Source organism: Streptomyces alboflavus, assembly GCF_000716675.1.
Classification (GTDB): domain Bacteria; phylum Actinomycetota; class Actinomycetes; order Streptomycetales; family Streptomycetaceae; genus Streptomyces; species Streptomyces alboflavus.
Genome location: NZ_JNXT01000001.1, coordinates 50,740 through 67,281 on the forward strand (window position 1 = coordinate 50,740; position 16,542 = coordinate 67,281).

The following is a 16,542-nucleotide window of genomic DNA, read 5'->3' on the forward strand; positions in this document are numbered from 1 at the left end:
GTCAGGCCTCCGCGCGGGCCGCGTCCGTCGGGGGCGCGCAGATCGGGCAGGGGTCCGTCGCGCCGGCGGCGAGGACGTCCGCGTCCGGTGTCACCGCGTCCGGCTTCCCCGCCACCAGCGGGCAGTCCGCGCGGTGCAGCAGCCTGCCGCCGGGCACGAGCAGAAGGTCGTCGCTGGTCGCGACGGGCGCCGCCGCCCGCTCGGCGCGCGCGCCGAGCGGATCCTGCCCCTCCACGGCCACGAGCAGCCCGTACAACTCCTCGACCCGCGCCGCCGCGAGCGCCCCGCGGCCGTGCGCGAGGAGCACGGCGCCCGCCACGATCAGCGCGGCGCCGGGCACCGTGCACGAGGCGATGTAGGGCAGCTGGCGCTCGGCGAAGCGCTCGCCGGAGATGCCGTACCAGCCGATCACGCAGAGCACCGCCCCGGTCGCGAGGGCCGCGAACGCCGCCCACAGCATCGGGTGCACCGCGCGCAGCCGGGCCGCGCGGGAGGCAGCCGAGGACGCCGTGGGAGATCGCCGGTCCGTTCGTGCCGCCCGCATCGAGGCCCCCCTGGGAGACGTCGTAAGTCAGACAGGTCTGTTACTGACAGGTCTGTTCATGTCGGCCAATGGCTTGCACTATGCCTTCTGGAAGCTGACCCTGAAAGCACCGGGTGCTCTTCGCCCGGACCGACACCCGGTGGTGAGCCAGATGGTTCTCGGGACAAGCCCCAGGCGGGGGAGCGATCTTCGGCGGGGAAGGGTGCGGAGCGCGGCGCTGGCGGCAGCCGCGGTCCTGCTGATCGTTCCGGCCGCCGCGGCCTGCGGTGACGACAGCGGTGGCGGCGACGACAAGGCGCCGCCGAAGCCCTCGGTGGAGAAGTCGGAGAAGGCGCCGTCGGAGAAGACTCCCGAGGAGTCGCCGACGCCCAGCGCGCCGGCCGACGGCGAGAAGCCCGCCGACCCGGCGGCGGCCGAGAAACAGGTGCGGACGAACTTCGAGAAGTTCTTCGATCCGGCCACGTCCCTGCGGGACAAGGAGGCCGTCCTGGAGAACGGCCCGAAGATGCGCGCGGTCCTCCAGGGCTTCAGCGGGGACGAGCGCGGCAAGCAGGTCGGCGCGAAGGTCGGCAAGGTCGAGTTCACCTCGGCGACCGAGGCCGACGTGACGTACGCCCTGACGCTGAAGGGCGCCACCGCGCTGCCCACCGCCAGCGGGACGGCCGTGAACCAGGACGACACCTGGAAGGTGTCCGTGAAGACGCTGTGCGCCCTGGTGAAGCTGAGCGACAACGCGTCGCCCGGCCCCGGCTGCTGAGGCCTTGAGCAGCCGTCGGGCGCGGACGGCCGGGGCGCCGGGCCCGCGTGCCCGGCGCCGCCGGCGCTCCGGCGTCCTCGCCGTGCTCGCGGCCGCCGCGCTCCTGGCCAGTGCGGCCTGCGGCAGCCGCCTCCCCGAGAGCGACTTCGAGGAGCGCCCGCCCGCGCCGCGCGGCACCCAGGACGGGCCGCCGCTGCGGGTCGGCATCATCGCGAGCGCCACCAGCCCGGTCGGCGGCTCCGCCTTCACCGGCCCGCGCGACGGCGCCGAGGCCTACTTCGAGCGCCTCAACGACCGCGGCGGCGTGGGTGGCAGGAAGGTCGAGGTGCACACCTGCGACGACGGCGGCAGCGGCGTCGGCAACAACGAGTGCGTGCACAAGCTGCTCGACGAGAAGAAGGTCGTCGCCCTCGTCGCCACCGCCTCCCTCGACTACGCGGGCGCCCCGCGCGTGTCGAAGGCGGGCGTGCCCGACATCGGCGGCCAGCCCATCGGCTCCGCCTACGACACCTACCCGCACCTGTACGGCATCTACGGCAGCCTCGCCCCGCGCACCGGCAAGCCGGGCTGGGACGGCAAGCTGTACGGCGGCACCGAGGTCTACCGCTACTTCAAGCGCGAACAGGGCGCCCGCACCGCCGCCGTCGTCTCCTACAACCAGGCCGCGTCGGCCGCGTACGCCCGCCTGGTGAAGCGCGGTCTGGCGGCCGAGGGCTACGACGTCGTCACCGAACAGGTCGACTTCGCGCTGCCCAACTTCCGCGCCGTCGCCGCCGACCTCAAGGACCGGGGCGTCGACCTCGTCTTCGACGCGATGGACACCCACGGCAACGCGCAGCTGTGCAAGGCGATGGACGACGTCGGCGCCGACATCACCGCGAAGGTGACCAACGTCCAGAACTGGTCGTCCTCGGCGGCCGAGGACTACAAGGACGCGCCGCGCTGCCGCAACGCCCTGTGGGCCACCGGCGCGAGCCGCAACTACGAGGACACGGACCATCCGGCGGTGCGGGCGTTCCGCGACGCCACGAAGGGCGCGAAGACGCACTCCCAGTGGCAGTTGGAGGGCTGGGCCGCCGCGATGTGGTTCACGGACGCGGCGAAGTCCTGTCTGGCGTCCGCGGGCGACGTCACGCGCGCCTGCGTCGACCGCTTCATGAGCCGCGGCGAGCCCTACGACGCGGACGGCCTGCTGCTTCCCGTGACGTACGAACGGCGGTCCGAGCCGCCGAAGAAACGCGAGACCTGCGTGTCCGTGGCCCGCTGGCAGGACGATGAGGGCTGGGTCACACAAGGCGACATGAACCGCACCTGCTTCGACGTACCACAGCTCTCCTACCAGCCCTGATGGGTGTACCAGTCACGGAGTTCCCGCTTCCGGCTCACGTTCAGGTGTCCGTTTCAGAACAAGACGGATTTTCGACCCAACCCCTGGCCTGAGATTCCCGTCTAACCCTTCGGTAGGCGGACGAGACGGACTGTCCGCAGGGAAGCGCGGAATACGGGGACGTATGCATATCTCTTTCCTGATTCACAACGCGTACGGGATCGGAGGGACGATCCGGACGACGTACAACTTGGCGAACACACTCGCCGAGCACCATGACGTCGACATCGTGTCGGTGCTGCGCCACCGCGACGAGCCGGTCTTCACCCCCGACGCGCGGATCAGGCTGAGCCACCTCGTCGACATCAGGAAGGGCAGCCCCGGCTACGACGGCGACTTGGAGGCCTACCGGACCCCGGCCAAGGTCTTCCCCAGCGCCGAGGGCCGCTACGCCCAGTACAGCGCCCTCACCGACGAGCGCATCGCGGCCCACCTGTCCGCCCTGAGGTCCGACGTCGTCATCGGCACCCGGCCCGGCCTGAACGTGCACATCGCACGCCAGGCCCGGCGCGGCGTGCTGCGCGTCGGCCAGGAGCACCTCACCCTCGACAGCCACCCCAAGGAACTGCGCCTGCAACTGCGCAGCGTGTACCCGCGCCTGGACGTCCTGACCACGACGACCGAGGCCGACGCGCACGCCTACCGCCAGCGGATGCGACTGCCCGGCGTGCAGGTGCAGGCGGTGCCGAACCCGGTGCCCGCGCCCGGCATCGAGCCCGCCGACGGCTCCCACAAGTGGGTCGTCGCGGCCGGCAGGCTCGCCCCCGTCAAGCGGTACGACCTGCTGATCCGCGCCTTCGACAAGGTGCGCCGCGAGCGCCCCGACTGGCGCCTTCGCATCTACGGCGGCGGCAAGCAGAAGGACAAGCTCCGCAAGCTGATCGACGACCTCGGCCTGTACAACCACGTGTTCCTCATGGGCCCGGCGCACCCCATCGAGCCGGAGTGGGCCAAGGGCTCCATCGCGGCGGTCACCTCCAGCCTGGAGTCGTTCGGCATGACCATCGTGGAGGCCATGCGCTGCGGGCTCCCGGTGGTCGCCACGGACTGCCCGCACGGTCCCGGCGAGATCATCGACAACGGCGTCGACGGCCGCCTCGTCGAGGTCGGCAACGCCGACGCGATCGCGGGCGGACTGCTCGAACTCATCAACGACGACGCGCTGCGGCAGCGCATGGCGGGCGCCGCGCTCGAGGACTCCGAGCGCTTCGACCCGGCCCGCATAGCCGAGCGCTACGAGGACATGTTCCACGGCATGCTCACGCGGGGCGGCTCGCTGGGCGGCCGGATGCGCGGCTCGATGCACCGCGCGAGAGGGGCCCTGCTCGGCGGCGCTTACGCCGTGCGGGACGCCCGCCGGACGGTACCGACGAAGGGGCGCTTGGCATGACGGCCGTGTTCACACGGGGCACGCTGGACGGCGCGGAGGAGGCCACGACGGGCGAGCCGCAGCCGATCGCGCCGCGCGCCGACTGCATCGCGGACTCCGCGGGCGGGCTGACCTTCGACGTCACCGACCCCGGTGAGGCGGGCGCCGCCCATCTGCTCCTCCGCCTGCGCGAGTCGGACCCGCCCGTCGAGGTACGCCTGCCGCTCGCCCCGGCCGCCGACGGCAGCCTGCGCGCCGCGCTGCCCAGCAGCGTCGAGCTGGCCGAGGGCCGCTGGAACGCGTACGCGCAGGTCGAGGGCGGCGAGCCGCGCCGCCTCGTGCCGGGCGTGAACGACCTGCGCTCGCTGGTCGACCGCGCCCCCAGCGGCAGCCGCGGCCATGTCGCGGTCCGCATCCCGTACGCCACCAAGCAGGGCAACCTGTCGGTGCGCGCCTGGCTGCGCGCCCCGCACACCGAGGTCGGCGAGCTGCGCATCGACGGTACGGGCCTGACCGGTCACGGCAGGGTCTACGGCACCGCGCTGACCGGCGCCGCCCGCATCGAGGCCGTCCTGCGCGGCGACGTCTCCCGGGTCCTGCGCGCCGAGGTGACCCCCGCGGGCACCGCGGACTTCGGCTTCGCCCTGCCCTACGCCGAACTGGCCGACGCCGAGGGCGTCTGGGACCTGTGGCTCCACCCGGCAGGCGACGAAGGCCCCCGCATCCGCTTGGCCCGCCTCCTGGACGACGTGGCCGACAAGAAGCCGATCTTCACCTACCCGGCGACACGGGTGGACTGCGTGGGCGGCCAGGTGGAGGTGGGCCCGTACTACACGAACGACAACGATCTGGCGGTACGGGTGTCGGCGACGGCTGTCGGCACGTCGGGCGCGTGAAGGCGCGGCCCGAAGGGCCGGTCCGGGGGAGAGGGGGCGCGGCCCCCCTGGTCGGATCCGCCCGCGGACGGGCCCGGTGAGGGCCGGGCTCAGCCGGGCCCCGGACCGGGGTGACCGGCCTGGTCGTCCGGCGCCCGCAGCGCCCCGAACTCGGGATGGTGCAGATCGAACGCCGGGGACTCCGAGCGGATCCGGGGCAGCGTGACGAAGTTGTGCCGCGGCGGCGGGCAGGAGGTCGCCCACTCCAGGGAGCGGCCGAACCCCCAGGGGTCGTCGACCTCGACCTTCTGGCCGTACTTGGCGGTCTTCCAGAGGTTGTAGAGGAACGGCAGCGTGGACAGGCCGAGCAGGAAGGCGCCGATGGACGACACAGTGTTGAGCACCGTGAAGCCGTCGGCCGCCAGATAGTCCGCGTACCGCCGCGGCATGCCCTCCGCGCCCAGCCAGTGCTGCACGAGGAACGTCGTGTGGAAGCCCACGAACAGCGTCCAGAAGTGGATCTTCCCGAGGCGTTCGTCGAGCATCTTGCCGGTGAGTTTCGGCCACCAGAAGTAGAAGCCCGCGAAGGTCGCGAACGCGACGGTGCCGAAGACCACGTAGTGGAAGTGCGCCACGACGAAGTACGAGTCGGTGACGTGGAAGTCCAGCGGCGGCGAGGCCAGGATGACGCCCGTCAGGCCGCCGAACAGGAACGACACCAGGAAGCCGACGGACCACAGCATCGGCGTCTCGAACGACAGGGACCCCTTGAGCATCGTCCCCGTCCAGTTGAAGAACTTCACCCCGGTCGGCACCGCGATCAGGAACGACATGAACGAGAAGAACGGGAGCAGCACCGCGCCCGTCGCGAACATGTGGTGCGCCCACACGACCACCGAGAGCCCGGTGATGGCCATCGTCGCGCCGACCAGCGGGACGTAGCCGAACACCGGCTTCCTGCTGAACACCGGGATGATCTCCGTGATGATGCCGAAGAACGGCAGCGCGATGATGTAGACCTCCGGATGCCCGAAGAACCAGAAGAGGTGCTGCCACAGCAGCGCACCCCCGAACTGGGCGTCGAAGACGACCGAGTGGAAGCGCCGGTCGGCCTCGAGGACGAGCAGGGCGGCCGCGAGCACCGGGAACGCGAGCAGCACCAGGATCGACGTGAAGAGCACGTTCCAGGTGAAGATGGGCATCCGGAACATCGTCATCCCGGGCGCGCGCATCCCGATGATGGTGGTCAGGAAGTTCACCGCGCCGAGGATCGTGCCGAAGCCGGACAGCGCGAGCCCCATGATCCACAGGTCGGCGCCGATGCCGGGGGAGCGCTCCAGACTGTTCAGGGGCGCGTACGCGAACCAGCCGAAGGCCGCGGGCCCGCCCGGCACGAGGAGCGAGCCGAGCACCATCAGGCCGCCGAAGAGGAACAGCCAGTACGAGAGCATGTTCAGGCGCGGGAAGGCCACGTCCGGCGAGCCGATCTGCAGCGGCATGATCTCGTTGGCGAAGCCCGCGAACGTCGGCGTCGCGAAGAGCAGGAGCATGATCGTGCCGTGCATGGTGAACATCTGGTTGAACTCTTCGTTGGACATCAGCTGCAGGCCGGGGCGGGCGAGTTCGGCCCGCATCATCAGGGCCATCAGACCCGCGATCAGGAAGAACGCGAACGACGTGATCAGGTAGAGGTGCCCGATCTTCTTGTGGTCGGTGGTGGTCAGCCAGTCGACGACGATCCGCCCCGGCGTCCGCTCCCGCGCCGGCCCCGCCTGCGCCCGCACCGTCTGCGTCCCCATCGCTTGCCCCTTCGCCGTCGCGTCCCGGGCTTGCTCGAAGCACACGACATGATGTCGCCGCGCACCCGGATCCGACAGGGGGCGTCCCCCGCCCCGACTCCTGGAACCGTGAATTCCTCATGCCGCGTCACCTCACCGGAAGCTCCCGGTAATCGGAAATGCGGAGGATCGGTAAAGGATTTCCGGAGGCATTGCCGGGTGCCGGGGAGGATCTTCCGACAGTGTTCCGAGAGGTTTTCCGGCGATCTCTCCATGGGCTCCTGAGCGCCCCGGAGTTCGGGCCGAATTCAGCCTTCGAGAGCGATGAACCGCTCGTACGTGTGACGAAGTCCGGGCGAAACACGCGTCGTGATCCTGTGACAGAAGCGTGACCAGAGGGGCACCGGTGACGCATGGTGCACGGCTACCGGACTTCCCCGCGGCGCACCGGCCGCCTACCGTGACGGTCATGGCACCCATACCGACACCCGCCGCCGAGCCCCAGGACAGCCCGGACTCCTACGTCGGCCTCGCCGCCGAGGACGCCGAGCGCCGGGCCCGCGCCCGCGGCTGGTCCACCGTCAGGTCGCTGCCGCCGGGCACGTTCATCACCATGGAGTACCTCGCGGGGCGGCTGAACTTCGAGGTCGCGGACGGCGCGGTGACGCGCTGCTGGAAGGGCTGAGCCGCCGCGCGACGGACGAAGGCCCCGGACGCCTGTGCGGTGTCCGGGGCCTTCGTCGTGCGGGATCCAGCTGTGCGTACCGTTCCCGCGGTCGGTGGGGTGCTCAGCCGCCCGCGAGGGGCCGCGCCGAGGTGCCGCGCACCCGCTCGGGGTGCGGCGGGCGGCGGGGGCCCTGCGGGGTGACCGGCGTGCGCTCGCAGCGGGCGGTGTGCGGGCCCGGGGCGAGGTAGGCGGGGGTGCGGGGGCGGGCGGTCGCGACGGGCTCGCGGGCGGGCTGCTCGTCGCCGGGGGCGCCGGGGCCACCGGGACCGCCTGCGGTGCGCTGCGGGACCAGGGCCGGGGTGGGCACCGGGGGCGTGGCGGGGCGGCCGCCGCGGCGCGCCCAGGCGTCCCTGATGCCGAGGATCCAGGCCTCGACGCGGGTGATGAGCGGCTCCACCCAGGGCAGCGCGAGCAGGATGAGCAGGCCGGCGGCCCAGCCGAGCAGGACGTCGCTGAGCCAGTGCGTGCCCAGGTAGACGGTGGTGAGGCCGACGCTGAGAGAGACCACGGCGGAGAGCGCCGACAGATAGCGGCGGGTGCGCGGGGTGGAGGCCAGATAGGCCAGGATTCCCCAGGTCACGACGGCGTTGGCGGTGTGGCCCGAAGGAAATATATCGCCGCCCTGCCACATCTCGTTCGAGCCGATGACGGTGGCGTAGTGCGGGCCGAGGCGACCCATGCCGATCTTGGCGGCGCCCACCGTGGCGTTGAGCAGGAGCAGTGCCGCGCCGAACATCAGGAGCGGGCGCAGCGTGTGCTGCCGCCAGGAGCGCCAGCCCAGCCAGGCCGCGACCATCACGGCGGTGGGGCCGCGCTGGCCGAGGACGACCCAGTAGTCGAGGAAGCCGTGGATCTCGGGCCACTGCTGGTAGGGCCGGAAGAACATGACCTGCCAGTCGAACCGCACGAGCCAGGACGTGGCCACGACGGCGACGACGATGGCCACGTAGAAGGCCAGCGTCGCGCTGAAGAGCACGACCCGGTGCGGGCTCATCCGCGGCTCATCGAGGTGGGCCGGTCGTTCCGGCTCACGGTCTAGCCGGGCGAAGAGCCGGTCCAGACGGGTCAGGTTTCGTTCGGTACGCACCCAATCGACGTTACAGCGAGTGAGTGCCCTACTAGGTCGAATCAGAGCGTTTGTGATGACGATGTGATGTGGCATTGATCTCAGGCTCCGGTTTATTCCGGCCGGAATCCCTATTCAATGATGCCTGCTTTACCCAATCCGTTGATCATTACGCTCGCGGTTTTAGGCGCCTTATGAATTCGTTCACCGGGACCTGGCACGGAATTCTCCGTCCGATCACCGGATGCTCACCGCCCGTGTCCGGGAACGATCATGAGCGGGCGATCTTGGCGGGAAGCGGAGGGCGCCGACGGACCGGGGACGGGCTCACGGCGGCCCCGAGCCGTGCAGCCAGAAGGCTCCGTACACCGCGCTGACCAGGGCCACCGAGCCCACGACCAGGGCCGCCCTGCTCGTGCGCAGCCGCGCGAGCGCCACCGCGAGCGGCAGCAGCAGCGGGAAGGCGGGCATCAGCAGGCGCGGTTTGGAGCCGAAGTAGCCGGACGCGCACACCGCGAGCACGACCACGATCCCGCAGTAGACGAGCAGGGCGGGCGGCTGGTGCTGCCGCACCCCCTTCACGTACAGCCAGACCAGACCGGCCACCCCGACGATCAGACCGATCCCGGCGAGCGCCCCCGCCGGGGACGTGAACTTCTCGCCGATGAAGCGCGCGAAGGCGTAGCCCCCGTCGAAGCCGTTGCCCCACTGCTTCTGCACGTCGAGGTAGCCGAACAGGCCGTCGCCCGTGTGGTGCCCCACCCACAGGACGTAGCCCGCCGCGCCGAGCGGCGCCAGGAGCACGCCGAGCAGCATCCGCCAGTCCCGCCCGGCCACCAGCGCCCGCTCACCGGCCCGCCTCCTGCGGTACGCCGCCAGGGCCGCCGTCGCCCACACCGCGGCGACCACCGCCGCCCCCACCGGGCGGGTGAGCCCGGCCAGCGAGGCGAGCAGGCCCGCCGTCACCCAGCGCCCCGTCAGGACCGCGTAGAGCGCCCAGGCTGCGAGCGCCGTGAACAGCGACTCGCTGTACGCCATCGACTGCACGATGCCGACCGGCAGCACCGCCCACAGCGCCACCGCGCACACCCCGGCCCGGCGGCCGTACACATGCTCCGCGACCGCGAAGATCCCGCCCGCCGCACACAGCGAGGCGAGCGCGCTCACCACCAGGCCCGCGTCCGCGTACGACAGGCCGAACACCGACCCGGCCCGCTCCAGCCAGGGAAGCAGCGGGAAGAACGCCAGGTTCGAGTGGACGCTGCCGTCCGGCAGCCGCACCTCCCAGCCGTAGCCGAAGTCGGCGACGCGGGTGTACCAGAGCGAGTCCCAGCGGGCGGACAGCAAGGTGTGCGGACTCTTGCCCGCCACGGCGCCCCACACGGCGAGCACCGCGAGCCCCAGTGCGCGCACTCCGGCGTACACAAAGAGCGCGGGCGCCGCCCGACGCAGCGCGGCGGCGGTCCGGTGCCCCGTGGCGGGGCGCTGATCAAGATCGGTCACGGGCTCGATTATCGGCTCCGCGCCCGCATGCTCGTGACGGCACGAGGGCAGCCGAACATCACCGGCACGGGCGAACGTGGCGCACACCACACCCCCGCACGGCAACCATGAGAGGTCCGCCACGCGAGCCGGCCGGGGACTCGCGTACGCTGACGGCCACTCGCCGTTCACAGCCGCCACAGCCGGACGACCGGATCCCGTAGGGTCCCGCCGGCCCCCCACTGGCCGCACTCGCGAGGAATCACTGGGAGGTACGCACATGTCCGGGACGACCACGGCCGCCGCTCCATCCGGCCGTCGGCCCCCCGGCGCGGGCGCCAACCGCTGGGTCGTGCTCGTCGTCCTCTGCGTCAGCCTGCTGCTCGTCGCCGTCGACGCCACCGTCCTGCACGTCGCCGTGCCCGCCGTCACCGAGGACCTCAAGCCCGGCGCGATCGAGCTTCTGTGGATCGTCGACATCTATCCGCTGGTCTGCGCCTCGCTCCTGATCCTCTTCGGCACCCTCGGCGACCGCGTGGGCCGCCGGCGCGTGCTGCTCCTCGGCTACGGCCTCTTCGGCGTGGCCTCCGCGATCGCCGCGCTCGCCGACACCCCGAACGTCCTCATCGCGGCCCGCGCGCTGCTCGGCGTCGGCGGCGCGATGATCATGCCCGCGACGCTCTCGATCCTGCGCCAGGTCTTCCCCGACCGGCGCGAGCGCGCCCTCGCGATCGGCATCTGGAGCGCCGTCGCCGCAGTCGGCGCCGCCTGCGGCCCGCTGCTCGGCGGCTTCCTCCTCGAACACTTCTGGTGGGGCTCGGTCTTCCTCATCAACATCCCGCTGATGCTCGTCAGCCTGCCCGTCGGACGCTGGCTCCTGCCCGAGTCGACCGGTGCCCGCAACGGCCCCTGGGATGTTGTCGGCGCCCTCATGGCCGCCGGTGGCCTCTTCGGCCTCGTGCTCGGCGTCAAGAGGCTCGGCAGCGGGGAGTCGCCGTTCGGTGCCACCACCCTGCTCGCGCTCCTCGTCGGCGGCGGGCTCCTCGTCTCCTTCGTCCGCCGGCAGCGGCGTCGGCGGTATCCGCTCGTCGACCTCGCCATGTTCACGCGGCCCGCGTTCAGTACGTCCGTGGGGTGCATCGTCCTCGCGATGCTCGCCCTCGTCGGGCTGGAGCTCATCGCCGCGCAGTACCTCCAGCTCGTCCTCGGGCTCTCCCCCCTGGAGACCGGACTCCGGCTGCTTCCCCTCACCATCGCCGCCATGGCCGCGGGGCTCGCCGGGTCCCGGATGCTCCTGCGCTTCGGGCCCCGCGCCATGGTCGCCTCCGGCTTCGCGCTCACCGCCCTCGCCGTCGCCGCCCTCACCGCCATGGGCACCGACGACAACGCCCCGCTGCTCCTCACCGGCTTCGTCCTGCTCGGCTTCGGCCTGGAGACCACGCTCTTCGGCGCCTACGAATCCATGCTCAGCGAAGCCCCGCAGACCCAGGCCGGCGGGGCCGCGGCCATCGGTGAGACCTCTTACCAGCTCGGTGCCGGGATCGGCATCGCGCTCCTCGGCAGCGTCATGAACGCCGCGTACGCGCCCGGGCTCTCCTCCGTGCGGGGTGTTCCGGCGGCGGACAGTGCGGCGGCGAGTCATTCCCTCGGTGAGGCCTATGACGTCGCCGATCGGCTCGGTGGGGCGCAGGGCGAGGCCCTGCGGGTGGCCGCCCGGGACTCCTTCGTGCACGGGCTCCATGTGACTCTGCTCGTCAGCGCGGGGCTGTTGCTTCTCGGGGCCCTCGCAGCCCTGCGGCTGCCTCGGGGTATGGAGTGTGGGGCCCCTGGTGGGGAGGGGGATGCGGGGATACCTGTTCCTCGCGAGGGCGCGGGGGTGCCGGTGGAGTCGTTGCGCTGAGGTCGGGGGCCTTCGCGGGGCGCCCCAGTCCCGCCCCTTCCCGAACTGGGGCTCCGCCCCAGACCCCGCTCCTCAAACGCCGGAGGGGCTAGATATTGCGCCGCTGCGGCAAGGTTTTAGCCCGCCCCGGGGAAGTTTCTAGCCCGTCCGGCGTTTGAGGACGAGGCGCGGAGCGCCGATAGCGGGGGTCCGGGGGCGCAGCCCCCGGGTTCGGGAAGGGGCGGGGTTGGGGAGCCCCCGGCAGGGCCCCCGCCCACGCTGGACGTCCGCGAGGCCACACCGTAGCGTCAGCGCGAGCCCCACCTGACTACCAGCGCTAGTTAATCCCGCCGGAGGCACCATGTCGCCCGCAAGCAGCAGCAACCTGCCCCCCTTCGACCCGACCGACCCCCTCGGCCTCGACGACCTGCTTGCCCCGGAGGACCTGGCGGTGCGCGACACCGTCAGGTCGTGGGCGGCGGACCGCGTCCTCCCGCACATCGCGGAGTGGTACGAGAGCGGCGAGCTGCCGGCGATCAGGGAGCTGGCCAGGGAGCTGGGGTCGATCGGGGCGCTCGGCATGTCGCTGACGGGCTACGGCTGCGCGGGCGCGAGCGCCGTGCAGTACGGCCTCGCCTGCCTGGAGCTGGAGGCGGCGGACTCGGGGATCAGGTCGCTGGTGTCGGTGCAGGGCTCCCTCGCGATGTACGCGATCTGGAAGTTCGGCTCCCAGGAGCAGAAGGAGCGCTGGCTGCCGGGCATGGCGGCGGGCGAGACCATCGGCTGCTTCGGCCTCACCGAGCCCGACCACGGCTCGGACCCGGCGGCCATGCGGACGTACGCGAAGCGGGACGGGACGGACTGGGTCCTGACCGGGCGCAAGATGTGGATCACGAACGGATCGGTCGCGGGCGTCGCCGTGGTCTGGGCACAGACGGACGACGGGATCAAGGGCTTCGCCGTCCCCACGGACACCCCGGGCTTCACCGCACCGGAGATCAGGCACAAGTGGTCGCTGCGCGCCAGCGTCACCAGCGAGCTGGTCCTGGACGAGGTGCGGCTTCCGGCGGACGCGGTGCTGCCCGGTGTCACCGGCCTGAAGGGCCCGCTCAGTTGTCTGTCGCACGCGCGCTACGGCATCGTCTGGGGCGCGATGGGCGCGGCGCGTGCCTGCTTCGAGGCGGCCGTGGAGTACGCGAAGACGCGGGAGCAGTTCGGCAGGCCGATCGGCGGCTTCCAGCTCACCCAGGCCAAGCTCGCCGACATGGCGGTCGAGCTGCACAAGGGCATCCTGCTGGCGCACCACCTCGGGCGCCGCATGGACGCCGGGCGGCTGCGGCCCGAGCAGGTCAGCTTCGGCAAGCTCAACAACGTACGAGAGGCGATCGAGATCTGCCGCACGTCGCGCACGATCCTCGGCGCCAACGGCATCTCGCTCGAGTACCCCGTGATGCGGCACGCCACGAACCTCGAGTCGGTGCTCACCTACGAGGGCACCGTCGAGATGCACCAGCTGGTCCTCGGCAAGGCGCTCACCGGGCTCGACGCCTTCCGCTGAGCGCGCGGGGCGCGCGGCGGCGGGGCACGGGCACGGCGAGCGGCCTTGCCTCAGCTCTGGTTGAAGAAGCCGTCGGTCCGCTGGGCCGTGGCCTCGCCGCTGACGATCTCCGTGTTGGCGGGGGTCAGCAGGAAGACCCGGTGCGCGACCCGGTCGATGGAGCCGCGCAGGCCGAAGATGAGCCCGGCCGCGAAGTCGACGACACGCTTGGCGTCGCCGGGCTCCATCGACGTGAGGTTCACGATGACCGGCGTGCCGTCCCGGAACATCTCACCGATGGCGCGGGCGTCGCGGAAGCTGTCCGGCGTGACCGTGCCGATCCTGTGGCCCTTGTCCTCGGCCACGTCCGACGCGACCTTGACCCGCGGGTCCGTGACCCAGGCCTCGGCCGCCTCGGGGCCGTCGGCCCCGTCGTCTTCGTATCCGTCGTAGTAACGCTCGTCGTTGTTGTCGTCGACGAGGCCAAGCCAGGCACTCGCCTTGCGCACCGATCCCATGGACGCCTCCTCTCGCAGCGGTCTGCTTGCGTTCCGCACCCCTATGGTCGTCCATGATGCGGATGGTGCGCCAAGGGGATAGTCGCCGCGCGGGGTTTTCGTGACGGTACTGGCACACAGTCAATACGGCGACGCGCGGGATTCTTCAAGGGTCTTGCCGTGCACGGCTGCTGACAGTGAGTGAAATATGATTCTTCGCGGCGTATGGGTGACGCGCGGTGCGTACGGGTGAACGGGGCGGGTGGGCGGACGGGTCGATACGATGCCGGAGTTCGCGTGTCCGGCGGATCCAGCGTGTCCAGCGGATCCACCGGGCTCATCGGGATCATCGGGCTCACGGGGGAGTCGCCTTGTTCGGAATCGTCAGGCCCTGCAGCCACCGCCTCGGGGAGGGGCTCAAGACCCAGTGGATGGCGCATCTGTGCGGGCTCTGCCTCGCGCTGCGCGGTGACCACGGGCAGTTCGCACGCGTCGTGACCAACTACGACGGGCTCATCATCTCGGTTCTGACGGAGGCTCAGGCCGAGCGGTCCGTCGCCTGGCGGCGCACCGCGGGCCCCTGTCCGCTGCGCGGCATGCGCACCGCGTCCGTCGCCCAGGGCGAGGGCGCCCGGCTCGCCGCGGCCGTCTCGCTCGTGCTGGCCTCGGCGAAGGTCCGCGACCACGTCGTCGACGGCGATGGCCTGTTGGCGCGCAGGCCGGTGGCCGCCGCGGCCCGGCGCGTCGCCGGCAAGTGGGGCCGTGAGGGCGCGAGCACCGGCGCCGACGTGGGCTTCGACACCGCCGTCCTGCTCGACGCCGTCGAACGGCAGGAGGGCATCGAGGCCTTGGCGGGCCCCGGCACCTCCCTGCTCACGGTCACCGAGCCGACCGAGACCGCGACCGCCGCCGCCTTCGCGCACACCGCCGTCCTCGCCGGACGCCCGGGCAACGCGGAGCCGCTGGCCGAGGCAGGACGCCTCTTCGGCAGGCTCGCGCACCTCCTGGACGCCGTCGAGGACCGGGTGGCGGACGCCGAGGCGGGCGCCTGGAACCCGATCACGGCCCTCGGCACCTCCCGCGCCGAGGCCCGGCGGCTCGCCGACGACGCGCTGCACGGCATCAGGCTCGCCCTCGCCGAGGTGCGCTTCACCGACGCCAAGCTCGCCCACTTCCTGCTCGTGCACGAACTGGAGCGCTCGGTGGCCCGGGCGTTCGGCACCACCTCGTGCGGGCACGCGCCGCACGAGGTGAGCGGGGCGTCCGGGCACGAGGTGACGGCCTACGACGGGTCCCACGGCTCGGGGGCGTACGGGTCCGGCGGCTCGGGTTCCTACGGGGGCGGGGCGAACCACGGGGCCGGGAACCACCGGGGCGACGCGTACGGCGGCGGGGACCACGGGAGCGGCAACTACGGCGGTGGCAACCACGGCGGGAGCGGCGACTGGTCCGGCGGCGAGCCGCCGAAGCCGCGGCGCGGGTTCTGGGCCGGGTGCGCCGTCGCGATCGGGCTGTGCTGCACCTGCCGGCTGTGCTGCGCCAAGGAGTACGAGGGCCCGTGGTCCCGCAAGAAGCGCGAGGGCGCCTGCCGGGACTGCGACTGCGATTGCTGTGACTGCTGCTCGTGCTGTGACTGAGGCGGGGCCTGCCGGTGACGTACCGTCAGTCCTTGATCTCCGGCGGTGAGATCCGGGACTTCTCGATCGCCGACGCCCGCGTGCCCCACTTCTTCAGGATGCGGTCGTACGTCCCGTCCTCGATGAGCCGGTTGACCGCCGCCTGGAACGCGGGCGCCAGCTTCGTGCCCTTCTTGAAGGCGAAGCCCACGTCCAGGCGGTGGAACTCGCCCAGGAACCTCAGGCCCTCCTGCTGCCGCACCGCGTACCGCAGGCCGTTGATCGTCGACATCACCACGTCGCTGCGCCCCTGCTGGAGCGAGGGCCAGATCGCGCCGGGCTCGGTGTAGGTCTTCACGCTGTACGGCTTCTTGCCCGCGTCGGAGCAGACGTGCTTGTTGTCCTCCAGGGTCACCTCGAAGGTGGTGCCCGCGCCCGTGGCCACGTTCAGGCCGCACAGCTGGGCGAAGTCCGTGATCTTCTTCAGCTCGCTGTCGGCGCGCACGGCGAAGCCCTGGCCGTCGTTGACGTACGTGACGAAGTCGATGGTCCTGCGGCGTTCGTCGGTGACGCCGAAGTTGCCCGTCCCGAGGTCGTACTTGCCGCTGTCCAGGGACGGCAGGATCGCCTCGAAGCTCGCGGTCTCGCGTTTCAGGCGCAGGCCGAGGACCTTGGCGACGGCGTTCGCGAAGTCGATGTCCTGGCCCACGACGGTCCTGCCGTCCGGCAGATGGGCCGAGCCCGGCGGGGTGCCGCCGACGCTGGTGGCGATCCTGAGGGTGCCGCGGTCGCGTACGTCCGCCGGGAGCAGCCGAGCCGCCTTGTCGTCCTTGGCGACGGACGACACCACGTCCGTCGTCGGGAGCTTGCCGCTCTTGCCCGCGGGAGCGGCGCCGCCCGCGGTCGTGGAGTCGCCGGAGCCGCACGCCGTGAGCGTCAGGGTGGCGGCGGTGAGCAGGGCGAAGGCCGTGGTGAGGCGGCGGGAGGGCAGGGGTGTGCGCATGACGTGGTGGTCTCCGGCTCCGGTG

13 protein-coding genes and 1 pseudogene are annotated in these 16,542 nt (G+C 71.8%); 8 read left to right on the forward strand and 6 right to left on the reverse strand.

Annotation, left to right across the window (positions count from 1 at the left end):
* Position 1: 1 nt before the first annotated feature.
* The gene (locus OO63_RS00250; protein WP_234310950.1) at positions 2–544 is read right to left on the reverse strand and encodes a hypothetical protein; all 543 of its coding nucleotides are present in this window, start codon (positions 542–544) and stop codon (positions 2–4) included.
* A gap of 151 nt (positions 545–695) precedes the next feature.
* Here OO63_RS00250 and OO63_RS00255 point away from each other — a divergent pair, with 151 nt between their 5' ends.
* From OO63_RS00255 to OO63_RS00270, 4 genes and pseudogenes are all read left to right on the forward strand, one after another.
* Positions 696–1,301 carry an MTB12 C-terminal domain-containing protein gene (locus OO63_RS00255; protein ID WP_030356077.1) on the forward strand — a complete coding sequence of 202 codons (606 nt, stop codon included), beginning with the start codon at positions 696–698 and terminating at the stop codon, positions 1,299–1,301.
* A 4-nt stretch (positions 1,302–1,305) separates the two neighbouring features.
* Positions 1,306–2,649 carry an ABC transporter substrate-binding protein gene (locus OO63_RS00260; protein WP_397622245.1) on the forward strand — a complete coding sequence of 448 codons (1,344 nt, stop codon included), beginning with the start codon at positions 1,306–1,308 and terminating at the stop codon, positions 2,647–2,649.
* A gap of 163 nt (positions 2,650–2,812) precedes the next feature.
* A pseudogene (locus OO63_RS00265) lies at positions 2,813–3,865 on the forward strand (glycosyltransferase family 4 protein); the annotation flags it as partial.
* Between the two features lie 209 nt (positions 3,866–4,074).
* Positions 4,075–4,953 carry a hypothetical protein gene (locus tag OO63_RS00270; protein WP_051810389.1) on the forward strand — a complete coding sequence of 293 codons (879 nt, stop codon included), beginning with the start codon at positions 4,075–4,077 and terminating at the stop codon, positions 4,951–4,953.
* Between the two features lie 89 nt (positions 4,954–5,042).
* On the opposite strand, the gene ctaD is transcribed toward OO63_RS00270, so the two are convergent.
* Positions 5,043–6,731: an aa3-type cytochrome oxidase subunit I gene (gene ctaD, locus OO63_RS00275; protein WP_030356081.1), complete on the reverse strand. Its 1,689-nt coding sequence runs from the start codon at positions 6,729–6,731 to the stop codon at positions 5,043–5,045.
* A 448-nt stretch (positions 6,732–7,179) separates the two neighbouring features.
* Between ctaD and OO63_RS00280 the strand changes: the two genes are divergently transcribed.
* Positions 7,180–7,395 (forward strand): I78 family peptidase inhibitor, encoded by a 216-nt coding sequence (locus OO63_RS00280; RefSeq protein ID WP_030356082.1) that lies wholly within the window; start codon positions 7,180–7,182, stop codon positions 7,393–7,395.
* A 103-nt stretch (positions 7,396–7,498) separates the two neighbouring features.
* Here the strand turns inward: OO63_RS00280 and OO63_RS00285 are convergent, their stop codons facing one another.
* Together OO63_RS00285 and OO63_RS00290 are read right to left on the reverse strand one after the other, a co-directional pair.
* A complete protein-coding gene (locus OO63_RS00285) occupies positions 7,499–8,524 on the reverse strand; it encodes a phosphatase PAP2 family protein (RefSeq protein WP_030356083.1) in 1,026 nt (341 codons plus the stop codon).
* A 306-nt stretch (positions 8,525–8,830) separates the two neighbouring features.
* The gene (locus OO63_RS00290; RefSeq protein WP_030356084.1) at positions 8,831–10,006 is read right to left on the reverse strand and encodes a glycosyltransferase family 39 protein; all 1,176 of its coding nucleotides are present in this window, start codon (positions 10,004–10,006) and stop codon (positions 8,831–8,833) included.
* Between the two features lie 259 nt (positions 10,007–10,265).
* Between OO63_RS00290 and OO63_RS00295 the strand changes: the two genes are divergently transcribed.
* Positions 10,266–11,885, forward strand: a complete 1,620-nt coding sequence (locus OO63_RS00295) for an MFS transporter (RefSeq protein ID WP_030356085.1) — start codon at positions 10,266–10,268, stop codon at positions 11,883–11,885.
* 340 nt (positions 11,886–12,225) lie between these two features.
* Positions 12,226–13,422, forward strand: a complete 1,197-nt coding sequence (locus tag OO63_RS00300) for an acyl-CoA dehydrogenase family protein (protein ID WP_030356086.1) — start codon at positions 12,226–12,228, stop codon at positions 13,420–13,422.
* A gap of 50 nt (positions 13,423–13,472) precedes the next feature.
* On the opposite strand, the gene OO63_RS00305 is transcribed toward OO63_RS00300, so the two are convergent.
* Positions 13,473–13,919, reverse strand: a complete 447-nt coding sequence (locus tag OO63_RS00305; protein WP_030356087.1) for a cell division protein SepF — start codon at positions 13,917–13,919, stop codon at positions 13,473–13,475.
* Positions 13,920–14,269: 350 nt separating this feature from the next.
* Between OO63_RS00305 and OO63_RS00310 the strand changes: the two genes are divergently transcribed.
* Positions 14,270–15,535, forward strand: coding sequence for a DUF5685 family protein (locus OO63_RS00310; RefSeq protein WP_030356088.1), 1,266 nt, complete (start codon positions 14,270–14,272; stop codon positions 15,533–15,535).
* Positions 15,536–15,560: 25 nt separating this feature from the next.
* On the opposite strand, the gene OO63_RS00315 is transcribed toward OO63_RS00310, so the two are convergent.
* A complete protein-coding gene (locus OO63_RS00315; RefSeq protein WP_030356089.1) occupies positions 15,561–16,517 on the reverse strand; it encodes an ABC transporter substrate-binding protein in 957 nt (318 codons plus the stop codon).
* Positions 16,518–16,542: the final 25 nt, after the last annotated feature.

Bases quoted from the DNA above. Each gene is read 5' to 3' on its own strand.
- OO63_RS00250 (WP_234310950.1), bottom strand. From the start codon at position 544: ATGCGGGCGGCACGAACGGACCGGCGATCTCCCACGGCGTCCTCGGCT.
- OO63_RS00255 (WP_030356077.1), top strand. From the start codon at position 696: ATGGTTCTCGGGACAAGCCCCAGGCGGGGGAGCGATCTTCGGCGGGGA.
- OO63_RS00270 (WP_051810389.1), top strand. From the start codon at position 4,075: ATGACGGCCGTGTTCACACGGGGCACGCTGGACGGCGCGGAGGAGGCC.
- ctaD (WP_030356081.1), bottom strand. From the start codon at position 6,731: ATGGGGACGCAGACGGTGCGGGCGCAGGCGGGGCCGGCGCGGGAGCGG.
- OO63_RS00280 (WP_030356082.1), top strand. From the start codon at position 7,180: ATGGCACCCATACCGACACCCGCCGCCGAGCCCCAGGACAGCCCGGAC.
- OO63_RS00295 (WP_030356085.1), top strand. From the start codon at position 10,266: ATGTCCGGGACGACCACGGCCGCCGCTCCATCCGGCCGTCGGCCCCCC.
- OO63_RS00300 (WP_030356086.1), top strand. From the start codon at position 12,226: ATGTCGCCCGCAAGCAGCAGCAACCTGCCCCCCTTCGACCCGACCGAC.
- OO63_RS00305 (WP_030356087.1), bottom strand. From the start codon at position 13,919: ATGGGATCGGTGCGCAAGGCGAGTGCCTGGCTTGGCCTCGTCGACGAC.
- OO63_RS00315 (WP_030356089.1), bottom strand. From the start codon at position 16,517: ATGCGCACACCCCTGCCCTCCCGCCGCCTCACCACGGCCTTCGCCCTG.